This window comes from Streptomyces sp. NPDC052701, from assembly GCF_040678355.1.
Classification (GTDB): Bacteria; Actinomycetota; Actinomycetes; order Streptomycetales; family Streptomycetaceae; genus Streptomyces.
On the sequence record NZ_JBFATO010000009.1, the window covers coordinates 200,325 to 213,103 of the forward strand.

At 73.5% G+C, this 12,779-nt stretch carries 13 protein-coding genes; 5 read left to right on the forward strand and 8 right to left on the reverse strand.

Annotation, left to right across the window (positions count from 1 at the left end; genetic code table 11):
* Positions 1 to 14 precede the first annotated feature (14 nt).
* The 4 genes from AB0L29_RS13910 to AB0L29_RS13925 all read left to right on the forward strand — a co-directional run bounded on the left by AB0L29_RS13910 (position 15) and on the right by AB0L29_RS13925 (position 3,529).
* Positions 15 to 1,136, forward strand: a complete 1,122-nt coding sequence (locus AB0L29_RS13910) for an ABC transporter ATP-binding protein (protein ID WP_365826672.1) — start codon at positions 15 to 17, stop codon at positions 1,134 to 1,136.
* Positions 1,133 to 1,837: an ABC transporter permease subunit gene (locus tag AB0L29_RS13915; RefSeq protein WP_365826674.1), complete on the forward strand. Its 705-nt coding sequence runs from the start codon at positions 1,133 to 1,135 to the stop codon at positions 1,835 to 1,837. Before AB0L29_RS13910 ends, AB0L29_RS13915 begins: the two co-directional genes overlap by 4 nt.
* Entirely contained in the window at positions 1,834 to 2,499 is a 666-nt protein-coding gene (locus AB0L29_RS13920; protein ID WP_365826676.1) for an ABC transporter permease subunit, read from the forward strand. The genes AB0L29_RS13915 and AB0L29_RS13920 overlap by 4 nt, the downstream gene beginning before the upstream one ends.
* Before the next feature lie 73 nt (positions 2,500 to 2,572).
* Positions 2,573 to 3,529, forward strand: a complete 957-nt coding sequence (locus AB0L29_RS13925; RefSeq protein WP_365826678.1) for an ABC transporter substrate-binding protein — start codon at positions 2,573 to 2,575, stop codon at positions 3,527 to 3,529.
* Positions 3,530 to 3,535: 6 nt separating this feature from the next.
* Here the strand turns inward: AB0L29_RS13925 and AB0L29_RS13930 are convergent, their stop codons facing one another.
* From AB0L29_RS13930 to AB0L29_RS13965, 8 genes are all read right to left on the reverse strand, one after another.
* Complete coding sequence (locus tag AB0L29_RS13930; protein ID WP_365826680.1) at positions 3,536 to 4,120, reverse strand: ATP/GTP-binding protein; 585 nt, start codon at positions 4,118 to 4,120, stop codon at positions 3,536 to 3,538.
* Positions 4,107 to 4,466 (reverse strand): DUF742 domain-containing protein, encoded by a 360-nt coding sequence (locus tag AB0L29_RS13935; RefSeq protein ID WP_365826682.1) that lies wholly within the window; start codon positions 4,464 to 4,466, stop codon positions 4,107 to 4,109. Before AB0L29_RS13935 ends, AB0L29_RS13930 begins: the two co-directional genes overlap by 14 nt.
* Position 4,467: 1 nt before the next feature.
* The gene (locus AB0L29_RS13940; protein WP_365826684.1) at positions 4,468 to 4,899 is read right to left on the reverse strand and encodes a roadblock/LC7 domain-containing protein; all 432 of its coding nucleotides are present in this window, start codon (positions 4,897 to 4,899) and stop codon (positions 4,468 to 4,470) included.
* Between the two features lie 23 nt (positions 4,900 to 4,922).
* Positions 4,923 to 7,349 (reverse strand): nitrate- and nitrite sensing domain-containing protein, encoded by a 2,427-nt coding sequence (locus AB0L29_RS13945; protein ID WP_365826686.1) that lies wholly within the window; start codon positions 7,347 to 7,349, stop codon positions 4,923 to 4,925.
* A gap of 222 nt (positions 7,350 to 7,571) precedes the next feature.
* Positions 7,572 to 8,585 (reverse strand): substrate-binding domain-containing protein, encoded by a 1,014-nt coding sequence (locus AB0L29_RS13950; protein ID WP_365826688.1) that lies wholly within the window; start codon positions 8,583 to 8,585, stop codon positions 7,572 to 7,574.
* A 263-nt stretch (positions 8,586 to 8,848) separates the two neighbouring features.
* Complete coding sequence (locus AB0L29_RS13955; RefSeq protein ID WP_365826690.1) at positions 8,849 to 10,093, reverse strand: cytochrome P450; 1,245 nt, start codon at positions 10,091 to 10,093, stop codon at positions 8,849 to 8,851.
* A 112-nt stretch (positions 10,094 to 10,205) separates the two neighbouring features.
* Complete coding sequence (locus AB0L29_RS13960; protein ID WP_365826692.1) at positions 10,206 to 10,670, reverse strand: DUF6114 domain-containing protein; 465 nt, start codon at positions 10,668 to 10,670, stop codon at positions 10,206 to 10,208.
* Complete coding sequence (locus AB0L29_RS13965) at positions 10,670 to 11,359, reverse strand: DUF6230 family protein (RefSeq protein ID WP_365826693.1); 690 nt, start codon at positions 11,357 to 11,359, stop codon at positions 10,670 to 10,672. The genes AB0L29_RS13960 and AB0L29_RS13965 overlap by 1 nt, the downstream gene beginning before the upstream one ends.
* A 630-nt stretch (positions 11,360 to 11,989) precedes the next feature.
* Between AB0L29_RS13965 and AB0L29_RS13970 the strand changes: the two genes are divergently transcribed.
* A complete protein-coding gene (locus AB0L29_RS13970) occupies positions 11,990 to 12,643 on the forward strand; it encodes a Tat pathway signal sequence domain protein (RefSeq protein ID WP_365826695.1) in 654 nt (217 codons plus the stop codon).
* Positions 12,644 to 12,779: the final 136 nt, after the last annotated feature.

Genomic DNA, 12,779 nt, shown 5'->3' on the forward strand with positions numbered 1-12,779 from the left:
GGGTTCCCGGCGTTTTGATACGGATGGATGCAGTCACCAAGCGGTACCCGGACGGCACGGTGGCGGTCGACCGGCTCTCGCTGGAGATACCGGACCGGTCGATCACCGTCCTTGTGGGACCGTCGGGATGCGGCAAGACGACCACCCTGCGGATGATCAACAGGATGGTCGAGCCGAGCGAGGGAAGGATTCTCCTCGACGGCGAGGACGTCCGGAGCCGGCCGGTCACCGCACTGCGCCGGTCCATGGGGTACGTCATCCAGAACGCCGGGCTCTTCCAGCACCGCACGATCGTCGACAACATCGCCACCGTGCCCCGCATGTTGGGCTGGGGCAAGCAGAAGGCGCGGGCGCGGGCGCGGGAGCTGATGGAGCGGGTCGGCCTCGACGCCTCGCTCGCCCGGAGGTACCCGTACCAGCTCTCCGGCGGACAGCAGCAGCGCGTCGGCGTGGCCCGGGCACTGGCCGCGGACCCGCCGGTGCTGCTCATGGACGAGCCGTTCTCGGCCGTCGACCCGGTGGTGCGCAAAGGACTTCAGGACGAACTGCTGCGCATCCAGGAGGAGCTGGCCAAGACCATCGTCTTCGTCACGCACGACATCGACGAGGCGGTCAAACTGGGCACCAAGGTCGCCGTGCTGCGCACCGGCGGCCGGCTCGCCCAGTTCGCGCCGCCCGCCGAGCTGCTGTCCGACCCCGCGGACGCCTTCGTCGAGGACTTCCTCGGCGCCGACCGCGGCATCCGGCGGCTGTCCTTCTTCCCGTCCGCGGGACTCGAGCTGACGACCGGCCCGGTGGTCCGGGCCGACGCCACCGCCGAACGGATGGCCGCATCCGACGCCCCCTACCTGCTGGTGACCGACGCGCAGGGCAGACCGCTCGGCTGGGGCCGGCCGGGCGACCTGGCCGCCGGCGACATCCGGCCCGGGCACCTGCTGCCGTACGGGCGGCCGTTCGTGCCCGGCACCGACTCGCTGCGGGCCGCCCTGGACTGCGCCGTGCTCTCGCCCACCGGCTGGGCCGTCGCCGTGGACGCCGACGGCAGGGTGAAGGGGGTCGTCTCGCAGCAGGCCATCGGCGAGGCGATCCGCGCCGCGCACGCGGCGGACCGCACCGACGCCGGGGTCGCCGGATGAACGGCTTCTTCGACATCCCCAGCGACCTCGGCACCACCTACCCCGGCCTGATCGGGCTGCACCTGAGGGAGGCGCTGCTGCCCGTGGCGGCCGGACTGCTGCTCGCCCTGCCGCTCGCCCAGCTGTGCATGCGCCACCGCTGGCTCTACCCGCCCGTGCTCGGCGCGACGACCGTGCTGTACGCCGTCCCGTCGCTGGCCTTCTTCGTCGTCCTCATCGACTACACCGGCCAGAGCGAGCTGACGGTGATGATCCCGCTGGCCGTGTACAGCCTGGTGGTGCTCGTCCCGGCCATCGTCGACGGCGTGCGGTCGGTGCCGCAGGAGACCCTGGCCGCGGCCACCGCCATGGGCTTCGGCCCCCTGCGCCGCTACCTCCAGGTGCAACTGCCCATAGCCGTGCCCGCGATCCTCGCCGGGCTGCGCGTGGCCACCGTCTCCAGCATCTCCCTGGTCAGCGTCGGCGCCCTCATCGGCAACCAGGGCGCCCTGGGCAACCTGCTGACGGACGCGCTGAAGTACGACCGGCCCGAGCTGGCCGTGAACTCCGTGGTCACGACGGCCGTGCTGGCGATCCTCTGCGACGCCCTGCTGGTCGTGCTCCGGGTCCTGCTCACGCCGTGGATGCCGCACGGCACCCGCCGGCCCGCCACGCCCGCCGGGCGGCCGGGCCCGCCCGCACCGCAGAAGGCGATCCCGTGAACGTACTGAACTTCGTCGGCGCCTTCTTCGGCGACAGCGCCCACTGGCACGGCTACGACGGCATCCCGCACCGCCTGCTCGAACACGTCCAGTACTCGCTGCTGGCGCTCGCCCTGGCCGCCGCGATCGGCCTGCCCCTCGGCCTGGTCACCGGGCACACCGGACGCGGCGGCAACGCGATGGCGTTCCTCGCCACCGCCGCCCGCGCGCTGCCCAGCTTCGGCCTCCTCGTCCTGGTCGTGCTCCTGCTCGGCTTCGGCCTGCTGCCCGTGCTGCTCCCGCTGGTCGTCCTCGCCGTCCCGCCGATCCTGGTCACCACCTACGAGGCGGTCCGCTCCCTCGACCCCGCCCCGGTGGACGCCGCCCGGGGCCTGGGCATGTCCGAGACCCGGATCCTCCTGACGGTCGAACTGCCGGTCGTGCTGCCGCTGGTCCTCGGCGGACTGCGGTCGGCGGCCGTCCAGATCGTGTCGACGGCCACCATCGCCGCCTACGTCAGCCTCGGCGGCCTGGGCCGGTACATCGTCGACGGGCTCTACCAGCGCGACTACGAGAAGGTGGTCGGCGGCGCCACCCTGGTGGCCGCCCTGGCGCTGGCCACGCTCGCCCTGTTCTGGACGGTGGCCCGGCTGGCCGTCTCGCCGGGGGTCCGCAGGCGCTGACCTCCGCGCCCGACAGCAAAACGTGATCAAGCCGTTGTTGACTGACCGGCGAGCGGCTGGATTGGATCGGTGGATGACTTTCACCGCGAAGAGCAGCAGGTCCCCGGTCAGGCACACCGGCGCGGCGGCCGCCGCGCTCACCGCCGTGACGGCACTGCTCGCGGGCTGTTCGTCCGGCGACACCTCCGACAACCCCCTGGCGGGAGAGAAGGCCGAGGCCGGCACCGTCGTCGTCGGCTCCAACAACTTCGCCGAGAGCACCCTGCTCGCCGACATCTACGGCGAGGCGCTCCGGGCCAAGGGCGTCAAGGTCACCTACAAGCACAACATCGGCAGCCGCGAGACCACGTACGGCCTGATCAAGAACGGCTCGGTCACCGTCCTGCCGGAGTACAACGGGGCCCTGCTGGCCTACCTCGACTCCGACGCCAGGCCGAAGTCGACCGAGGAGACCACCGCCGCCATCGAGGGCGCGCTGGACTCCCGGCTGACCCTGCTGGAACCCTCGTCGGCCGAGAGCAAGGACTCCGTCACCCTCAACGCGGCCACCGCGAAGAAGCACGGCCTCACCGCGCAGTCCAGCATCGCGGACCTGAAGGACGTCGCCGGCGAGCTGGTCATGGGCGGCCCGCCGGAGTTCCAGACCCGGCAGCAGGGCCTCAAGGGCCTGAAGTCGGTGTACGGCGTGGAGTTCAAGTCCTTCAAGGCCCTGGACGCGGGCGGCCCGCTCACCCAGGCCGCGCTGCGGAAGAACACCGTGCAGGCCGCGAACATCTTCACCACCGACCCGGCCGTCACCAGGGAGAAGTTCGTCGTCCTGAAGGACCCCGAGAGGCTCTTCGGCTTCCAGAACGTGCAGCCGCTGGTCCGCGAGGGCGAGCTGTCCCGGGAGGGCGTCGACGCCCTGAACGCGGTCTCCGCGAAGCTCGACACGGCCACGCTGCTGAAGCTGGACGCCCAGGTGCAGCTGGAGAAGAAGGACCCGCTGGACGTGGCCGGGCAGTGGCTCGCGTCGGTGGGCCTGGACTGACCCCCGCTACGCGCGGGCCGCGGCGGCGATCAGCCGGTCGACCAGCGCGATCAGGACGTCCCGGCACGACCGCCGCTCCCGCGCGTCGCACAGCAGCACCGGGACGTCCTCCGGCAGCGCCAGGGCGTCCCGGACGTCCTCGGGCGGGTAGGGGTGCCGCCCGTGGAAGCCGTTGACCGCGACGACGAACGGGATCCCGCGGCGCTCGAAGAAGTCGATCGCCGCGAAGCTGGACTCGGACCTGCGCACGTCGACCAGGACGACGGCCCCCAGGGCGCCGACGGCCAGGTCGTTCCACATGAACCAGAACCGCTGCTGCCCCGGCGTGCCGAACAGGTACAGCACCAGGTCGTCGCCGATGGTGATCCGGCCGAAGTCCAGGGCCACGGTGGTGGCCCGCTTCTCCTCGATGCCCGCCAGGTCGTCGACGCCCAGGCCCGCCGCGGTCAGCGGTTCCTCGGTGCGCAGCGGGGCTATCTCGCTGACCGACCCGACCATGGTCGTCTTGCCGACACCGAAGCCACCGGCGATCAGGATCTTGACCGTGTCGGGTGCCGTGGCCGCCTCGGCGGCGGGATCAGAGCCGGCCAAGGCCGTCCCTCACTTTCTGCAGCAGGTCCAGGTCCGGGGCGGTGCGGGAGACCAGGCGCGGCGGGCGGGCGGTGATCCGGCCCGCCTCCAGCAGGTCGCACAGCAGGATGACGACCACGCTCACCGGCAGGTCGAGGCGGGCCGCGAGCTCCGCCACCGCCACCGGCTCGGCGCACAGCCGCAGGATCCGGGTGTGCTCGGGCTGCGGCCGGGCGGCCGAGGCGGGCGGCGGATCGACCGCGGTCACCGTCGTGATGAGCGTGAAGTCGGAGCGGCTGGGCCGGGTCCGGCCACCGGTCAGGGTGAAGGGCCGGACGAGCCGGCCCGGCGTATCGCCTCCGCTCACCTCACGCGCCGGATTCGGCCACGGGCCCCGCCACGCCCCGCGGAGCCGCGCTGAGGTGCTCCCCGATCTTCTTCACCAGCATGTTCATCTGGTACGCCACCACGCCGACGTCCGCACCCGGTCCGGTGAGCACGACGAGGTGGGCGCCGGGGCCCGCGGAGGTGAGGATCAGGTAGCTGTGGGCCATCTCGATGAGCGCCTGGCGCACCGGGCCGCCCCGGAAGTCCATGCTGACGCCCTTGCTGAGGCTCATCAGGCCGGAGGCGGTCGCCGCGAGCCGTTCGGCGTCGTCGCGCAGGAAGCCGGTGGACTTGCTGACGACCAGTCCGTCCTCGGAGAGCACCACGGCGTGGTTGACGTCGGCGACCCGGTCCACGAGTCCGGTCAGCAGCTGGTCCAGCTGGGTGTGCGTGGCGGGGATGGGGCGTGTCATGGCGGTGTTTCCTTTGTCGGCGGTCAGCGGTCGGCGGGTGGAGTCGAGGGGACGGGGGCGGCGGCCTGCCCGGGCGCGGTCGCCTCCCCGTGGTCGTACGGCGGGGAGGTGTCGTCCTCACGCGCCCGGAGCGTGCCGCGCTGGAACCCGGCGAGGGAGGAGGCGGCGCGTTCCGCGGTGAAGTCGTCCGGGGGGCCGTCGTCCCCGGCCGGGGCGGGCTCCTCCCGCAGCTCGGCCACCAGGCTGGTCTGCGGCACGCGGCGCGGGAGCGGGGCGAGGCCGTCCTGCCGCGGGGCGGGCGCGGGGACGCCGCGCACCGGTGCGCGGGTGTCCCGGCCGGTGGCGGTCCGGGGCTCGGCCGCGGCGGTGGCGGTGGCGTGCTCCGGCTCCGGCGCGCTCGTCGTCTCCCGCACGTCGCCCACCCCGTGTGCGTCCCGCGCGCCGGCGTCCGGGGTGCTCCGCGCGCCGGCGTCCGCGGTGTCCCGTGTGCCGGCGTCCGCGGTGTCCCGCTCGCCGGCGCCCGGCACCTCCCGCACCACGATGTCGTGCGGGACCAGCACGATCGCCGTCGTCCCGCCGTAGGGCGAGGGGCGCAGGGTGACGGTGATGCCGTGCCGGTGGGCGAGCCGGCCGATCACGAACATGCCGAGCCGCAGGTCGTCGGCGAGCGCCACCACGTCGAACTGCGGCGGCACCGCCAACTGGGCGTTGAACGAGGCGTAGTCCTCCTCCGGCATGCCCAGGCCCCGGTCCTCGATCTCCACGGCCAGCCCCTTGGCCACCATCGCGGCCCGCACCCCGACCGGGCTCGGCGCGGGGGAGTAGGCGGTCGCGTTGTCGATGAGCTCGGCCAGCAGGTGGATCACGTCGGCCACCGCGGGCGGCGCCAGGTACACCTCCTCGTCGGTGTGCACCTCCACCCGCCGGTACTCGGCGACCTCGCCGACGGCGCTGCGCAGGATGTCGATCAGCGCGACCGGCTCGGACCAGCTGCGGCCCGGCCGCTCGCCGCTGATGATGACGAGGTTCTCCTCGTAGCGGCGCAACTGGCTGGCGGTGGAGTCCAGTTCGTACAGGCCCTGCAGGACGTCCGGGTCGGTGTGCCGGCGCTCCAGCGCGTCGAGCTTGGCGAGCTGGAGGTTGACCAGGTTCTGGCTCTGCCGCGCGATGCCCAGGATGATCTTCTGGAAACCGCGCCGGGCGTCGGCGAGTTCGACCGCGGTGAGCACGGCGGTGCGCTGGGCGGTGTTGAACGCCTGGGCGACCTGGCCGAGTTCGTCGTGACCGTAGTCCAGCGGTGTCGTCGCCGACTCCGCGTCGACCTTCTCGCCCCGCTCCAGCCGGGCCACCACGTCCGGCAACCGCTCCTCGGCCAGGCTCAGGGTGGCCATCCGCAGGCCGCGCAGCCGCCGGGACAGGGAACGGGTGATCCGCCAGGACATGCCGACGCACAGCAGCAGGGCGACCAGCCCGCCGGCGCTCAGCGAGGCGGCCGTGAGCAGCAGGCTGCGGGCCTTGTCGGCGCTGCGGGTCAGCAGGCCCGCCGTCTGCTCCCGGACCAGGTCCGTGTACTGGGCGGAGACCTTGTCGAAAGCGGCGTCCCACCGCTTCTGCGCGTCCGGCAGGGCGAGGCGCCCGCCGCGGTCCTGCGCCCGCGCCGCCAGGACCTCGTCCTCGACGGCCTGGAGCGTCTGCCACTCGGGGCTGCGCAGGATCCGCTCGGTCCGCGCCTTCACGCTGCCCCGCAGGGAGGGCAGGATCTGGTCCCGCACCAGCCAGCGGCGGGTGTCGACCAGTTGCACGAACCCGGTCCACGCCCGGTCGTCGAGGTGCCCGGACCGCCAGGCCAGGGTCAGCCGCGCGTCCTCCTGGGACATCAGCTCCGCCGCGTGCTCCAGCGCGACCAGCGGCCCGGCCTGCGAGGTGAGGTCGCCGTCGTCGACCTGGGAGAGCTCCTGGAAGGCGTGGATCTGCTCGTCGATGATCGAGGTGTACTGGTCGAGCGCCTGCTCGGGGGTGATGTCGGTGGGGTCGTCCACCTGGTCCCGGTAGTACTCCAGGCTGCCCACCGACCCGAGGACCGAGTACAGCCGGTCGGAGATGCGGGCCGGCGCCCGCTCGATCGCGTCCGCCTGCCCCAGCAGCTTCGCCACCGCCGCGTCCGTCTTCCCGCGCTGCGCCTCGAGCGCCGCCCGGGAGCCGTGCGGCGAGGCCAGCCACGCGGCCGACAGACTGCGTTCCCGCTGGAGCGCGAGCGTGGCGTCGGTGCCCATGGCGCCGGTCGAGCGGCTCAGCTCCGTCTGGGCGCGCAGCCGCAGGCCCTCCGAGAACATCTGGATCGTGGTCACGCTCCACATCGCGGCGAGGGTGACGCCGGGCACCAGGGCCAGGAGGATCAGGGAGAGGCGTATGGAGCCGAGACGGCGCCGGGCACGTGTCCGTGGAGACATCGTCGTCCTAGGGCGAGCAGCGGGGGAGCGGAGGGCGGGGGTGTGCGGGGCCGGGGGCCGGGGACGGACGTGGACGGGGGGGCGTGCGGAACCGGGGACGGCACAGGGGGTGGTGGCGCGTCCGGTGCGGCACGGGGGGTGCGCAGGATGTTATCCGCACAAGTGACCGTACGGACCGGAACTGGCCGAATCTTTGGTGGTACCCCCATGGAACGGGTCCGGTCAGCGGGTTCCGTCGGCGGCGAACCGGGCGACCGCGGCGACGTTGGCCCTGGTGACGAACGCGGGCCCGGTGAGCACCGGGGCCACGCCGCCGCCGCTGATGTTGCCGTTGGTCCGGTACAGCCACAGCGCGTCCACCGAGAGGTAGCCCTGGAGGTAGGGCTGCTGGTCGACCGCGAACTGCACGTCGCCGTCCCGCACGGCCTCGACCAGGTCCTTGTTGAGGTCGAACGTGGCCACCCGGGCCTTGCTGTCCGCCTGCCGCACGGAGTCGACGGCGGCGAGCGCGAACTGCGCGCCCAGCGTGACGACCTCGTCGATGGTGGAGTCCTGGCGGAGGCGGGCCGCGACGGCGCCGGTCGTCGCCTCCATGTCGGTGCCCTCGACGTAGAGGTTCTCCGTCTCGCCGTCGAAGGTCTTCTTCACGCCGGCGCAGCGGGCCTCCATGGCCACGTTGCCCCGCTCGTGGACGACGCACAGGGCGTGCTTGGCCTTGAGGTCGTTCAGCTTCTCGCCGACGGACTGCCCGGCCACGCTCTCGTCCTGGCCGAAGTACTCCAGGAGACCCGCCGACTTCCAGGCGTCGATGCCGGAGTTGAGCCCGACCACGGGTATGCCGGCCCGCCGGGCCTCGCCGACCGGGCCCCTCATCGCCTGCGGCTTGGCCAGCGTCACCGCGATGCCGTCGACCTTGTCGCGGATCGCGTCCCGCACCAGCTCGGCCTGCGCCGTCGCGTCGGAGTCGCTCGCGTACGTGAGGTCGATGCCGTCCTTGGCGGCCGCCGCCTCGGCCCCCTTCCTCACCAGGTCCCAGAAGGCGTCGCCCTCGCCGCCGTGGGTGACCAGGGCGACTTTGAACCGTCCGGTGCCGGACCGGCCGGCCGGGTCCGTGCCGGACCCGTCGCCGGCCGCGCCGAGGGCGGAGCAGCCGGTCACCAGGAGGCCCAGGGCGGCGGCCAGGGCCGCGGCGCGGGACAGCCCGGTAAGGCGGTGGGACGGGGGAGAAGTCTTCATGAGGACGCGGCACCTCGCTGTGCGGCCGAGCAAGAGCATGGGGAGAGCGCAGACGGAGCCGCATGACGTGCACCGACCGGGTGACTCTCGCTGGCCGGAGCCAACCCTGTGAGGACACCGGTCGTCAAGTGAGCAGCCACGATACGTGAGTTGATGCTGCCGCATCGTGATGATCTGTACGACGGGTCGAACAAGGGGGGTGCCTTCGGTGCCGGCGCGCCGGCCGCTGCGGGCGGACACCCCGGCCCGGCGCCGCGCGGCCCTCAGCCCAGGCGCACCGGCAGGGTCCGATGGCCGTGGGAGATGAAGGAGTCCACCGGCCGCAGTCCGTCCGGCGGTACGGCCAGTTCCAGCTCCGGGAAACGGCCGAACAGCGCCGGCAGCGCCACGCGGGCCTCCAGCCTGCCCAGCGGGGCGCCCAGGCAGTGGTGGACGCCGTGGCCGAACGCCAGGTGGTCCTTGGCGGCGCGGGTGACGTCGAAGACGTCGGCGTCCGGGCCGTGGTGCGCGGGGTCGCGTCCGGCCGCGGCGTACGCGGCGAGGATCGCCTCGCCCTTGCGGATCACCGTGCCGTCCGGGCCGCCGAGGTCGCCCAGCGGCAGGTCCTCGACGGCGTACCGCAGCGGCAGGCTGGCGACGGGCGCCTCGGCGCGCAGCGTCTCCTCGATCACGTCGTCCCACGTGGCGCGGCCGGCGCGGACCAGCTCGAGCTGGCCGGGGTGGGTGAGCAGGGCGTGGACGGCGTTGTCGAGCAGGTTGACCGTCGTCTCGTGGCCGGCGCTGATCAGGAGCATGAGGGTGTCGAGCAGTTCCTGCTCGCTGAGCCGGGTGCCGCTCTCCTCGTCGTGGGCGGCGATCAGCGCGGTGGTCAGGTCGTCGCCGGGCGCCTGCCGTTTCGCGGCGACGAGTTCGCCGAGGACGGCGTAGAACCTGGCGTAGGTGTCGGCGACTTCCGCGGCGTCGGCCGAGGTGTGGAAGACGCCGTCCACGACGGCCCGCAGCTCTGCGCCCAGCTTCTCCGGCAGGCCGAGCAGTTCGCCGATGACCTGGATGGGCAGCGGGTAGCAGAACTCCTCGCGCAGGTCGACCGCGCGGCCGTCCGCCCCGGCCTCGGCGACCGCGTCGAGCAGCGCCGCCGTGATCGCCTCGACGCGGGGGCGCAGCGCGGCGGTGCGGCGGGCGGTGAACGCCTTCGACACCAGGGTCCGCAGCCGCCTGTGCTCGCTGCCGTAGGCCGTGAACATGTTCCGCACCGCGACCCAGGTGTACAGCGGCCACTCCGGCGAGACCTCGCCGTCGGCCCACCGGCGCCAGTGCCGGCGCGCGTCCTTCGACACCCGCGGGTCGGCTAGCAGTCTCCTGAGCAGGCGGGTGTCGCTGACCGCCCAGGCCGGGACGCCGTGGGGGAGTTCGACGGGGGCGACGGGGCCGCGGGCGCGGATGCGGGCCGCCTCGCCGTGGATGTCGCGGCCGGTCGGGTCGATCACCACCGGGTGCGTGAAGTCCATCGAGCTCCCCCTGGGACTGCGGCTGCCGGGCACGTCCGCGCGTGGGACGCGCCCCTCCAGACAAGCCGCCCGGGGCGGGGCGCGCCAGGGGGCGGGAGGGGTCTGGCCGAAATCAGCCGGGCTCGCCGGCCCGCTGCCGCAGGGGGTGCGGCACAGCCGCCCGCTCCGCCGGACGCGGTTCGGCCCGGGCCTTCCCGCGGCGCCGCCGTCGCCTGCGGCGCGGCTCCTGGTCCGGGAGCCAGCCGAAGGCGAGGGAGCTGCCGACGCAGCCCAGGAGCAGGCCGATGAAGAAGCCGCCCAGGTTCGAGGTGAGCCAGGTGCCCAGGGACAGCAGGACGCCGGTGAGCGAGTAGAACAGGCGCTGGGCGGGGTTGAAGAGGATCAGCAGGCCGCACAGCAGCATCAGCGCCGGCAGGAGGTAGCCGGCCAGGCCCTGCGCGCCGACGTGCAGGATCACCTTCACCGACGCCTTCTGGGTGAGCAGGATCTCGGCGCCGCCGAGGGCGAGCAGCAGCCCGCCCCAGAAGGGGCGCCGGGACCGCCAGTCGCCGAAGGCGCGCCGTGGGGTGCCCGGCATCAGCAGCCCGACTCGCTGAAGCGCAGTTTCAGGCCCGGCAGCCGGAAGACCCCGGCGGTGGTGGCGTAGTTGGTCTGCCGCAGGTCGGCGATGCGCACCGTGTCGGACTGCTGGCTGAACACGCCCTTCGGTCCGCGGCCCAGGGGCCCGGCCTTGTCCAGGGTGCTGGCGTCGTTGCCGATCTCCATGCCGGTGAAGGCGGCGTTGCCGGACAGCTGCGTCGAGTCGGTGGTGAGGTCGCTGGCGGTCACCTTCTCGCCGCCGCCGCCCGCCGTGATCATCAGGTTCGTGCCGCCGAGGTCCACGCTCTGGCACAGCTTGGTGAGCGTGGCGTTCTTGATCACGGAGGTGACGACCAGCACCTGCCCGCCGGTGTCGCCCTCGTTGGGGCTGCCCTCCGCCATCGAGTCCAGGCCGCCGAACTGGGCGAACCCGGTGCCGTTCAGTTCCGTCGCGGTGACCGTGAAGGGCATGCCGGAGATGGCGAACTGAACGCCCAGGGCGCCCTGCGCGGTGAGGACCGCGAGCCCCGCGGCGACCGCGGCGGCCGGCACCGCCATCACCGCGGCCCGTCGCGGCCGCACCCGTCCGCGTCGGCCCGGGCCGCCGGGGGCGCCGGGCGTGGAACCGCTTTCCGCGGGTTCGGGGGTGTGGTCGGCGGACGCCGAGAGGTCCGGGGACGAGGCCATGTCTGCTCCCAGGGGCATAGTCAATGCGGTTCGGGGTCCAGGTGGCGCGGTGTCCTGGCGCGGACGACGGCTACGGGCGCGCACGTCCTCGCAACTCCCGGAGACAGCAAGGGATTTCTCGTGTTACGCCCGAGTAGCCGTGCGAGGAAGTTACCGGTGGTTACACCTCGGGTCAAGGGAAGTGTGAAGGAGGGGTGGCGAGGATGCGCCACCCGTGTGCCGGAAGGGCCGCCGCACCCCGGGAAACGCCCGGCCCTCCCTCCGGCTCGCGCCACGTCTTGACGTTGACGGAGCATCAGGTCTACAACTTCCCTGGTTTCCCGGATCCGTGGCGCCGGATCCGCCGCGTGGCATCGCCCGCGTCCTCCCGGACCGCCCGTCCCGCACGGGCTCCGCACCGCCCGAGTCAGACCCTTCACGGCACCGGCACGGCCGCCCCCTCCTTTCCGGGCCCGTGCACCGGGCCGCCCCCGCCCGCCCGGCCGAAGGCGCCGCGTACGGCCTCCGGCCGGACACCGGCCCGCCGGTGCCGGTCCGTCAGGTACGGAGCAGGCGTCACGGGCCGGCGGCCGCGGACGGCCGGCGTCCCCCACTCCCCATCCCCCCACTTCCGAGAAGAGGTACACCCGCATGCGTACACGCACCCTCCTCGCCCTCACCGCCTCCGTCGCCGCGCTCGCCCTCCCGGCGGCCCCCGCCTCCGCCGCCGACACCCCCGTCCTCACCACCGGCGGCGCCGGCGGCACGCCCGTCGCGGTCGGGGACGTCCTCACCGCGAACCTCGCCGCCGGCACCAGCGCCACCTTCTACTCCAGCGCCACCGGCACCAGCGGCATCTCCTGCACCTCCTCGCGGTTCTCCGCCACCGTCACCGGCAACCCGACCGCACCCGGCACGGCCACCGAGTCGCTCACCGCGCAGACCTTCGACGCGGCGAGCTGCACCACCAACGTCACCGGCGTGCTCGGCGTCAGCGGCATCACGGTCGACAACCTGCCGTACGCCGCGGCCGTGTCCTCCGACGGCACCGTCACCGTCACCCCCGCCGCGGGCTCCACCGTCCAGTCCACGGTCCGGCTGCGCACCCTGCTGGGCACCGTCACCTGCGTCTACCGCGCGGCCGGCCTCGCCGGCACGGCGGACAACGCCGCGGGCGGCATCTCCTTCGCCAACCAGCAGTTCACCAAGGCGTCCGGCTCGTCGCTGTGTTTCAACAACGCCTACTTCACCGCGAAGTACGCCCCCGTGACCGACGCCACGGGTGCCGTCGTCCACGTCAACTGAGTCCGGCGGAAAGGGATTTCACCGCCGGCGCAGACGCAGGGCGAGGGCGGTGCCGCCGGCGAGCAGGAGCACGGCGGCGGGAGCGCCGGCGAGCAGCGCGGCGCCGGGGCCGGGCGCCGCCCCGCGCCGCGAGGGG

What these genes read in the sequence shown, in the direction of transcription:
- AB0L29_RS13915 (WP_365826674.1), top strand. Translation starts at nt 1,133, where the DNA reads ATGAACGGCTTCTTCGACATCCCCAGCGACCTCGGCACCACCTACCCC.
- AB0L29_RS13925 (WP_365826678.1), top strand. Translation starts at nt 2,573, where the DNA reads ATGACTTTCACCGCGAAGAGCAGCAGGTCCCCGGTCAGGCACACCGGC.
- AB0L29_RS13940 (WP_365826684.1), bottom strand. Translation starts at nt 4,899, where the DNA reads ATGACACGCCCCATCCCCGCCACGCACACCCAGCTGGACCAGCTGCTG.
- AB0L29_RS13945 (WP_365826686.1), bottom strand. Translation starts at nt 7,349, where the DNA reads ATGTCTCCACGGACACGTGCCCGGCGCCGTCTCGGCTCCATACGCCTC.
- AB0L29_RS13950 (WP_365826688.1), bottom strand. Translation starts at nt 8,585, where the DNA reads ATGAAGACTTCTCCCCCGTCCCACCGCCTTACCGGGCTGTCCCGCGCC.
- AB0L29_RS13955 (WP_365826690.1), bottom strand. Translation starts at nt 10,093, where the DNA reads ATGGACTTCACGCACCCGGTGGTGATCGACCCGACCGGCCGCGACATC.
- AB0L29_RS13960 (WP_365826692.1), bottom strand. Translation starts at nt 10,670, where the DNA reads ATGCCGGGCACCCCACGGCGCGCCTTCGGCGACTGGCGGTCCCGGCGC.
- AB0L29_RS13965 (WP_365826693.1), bottom strand. Translation starts at nt 11,359, where the DNA reads ATGGCCTCGTCCCCGGACCTCTCGGCGTCCGCCGACCACACCCCCGAA.
- AB0L29_RS13970 (WP_365826695.1), top strand. Translation starts at nt 11,990, where the DNA reads ATGCGTACACGCACCCTCCTCGCCCTCACCGCCTCCGTCGCCGCGCTC.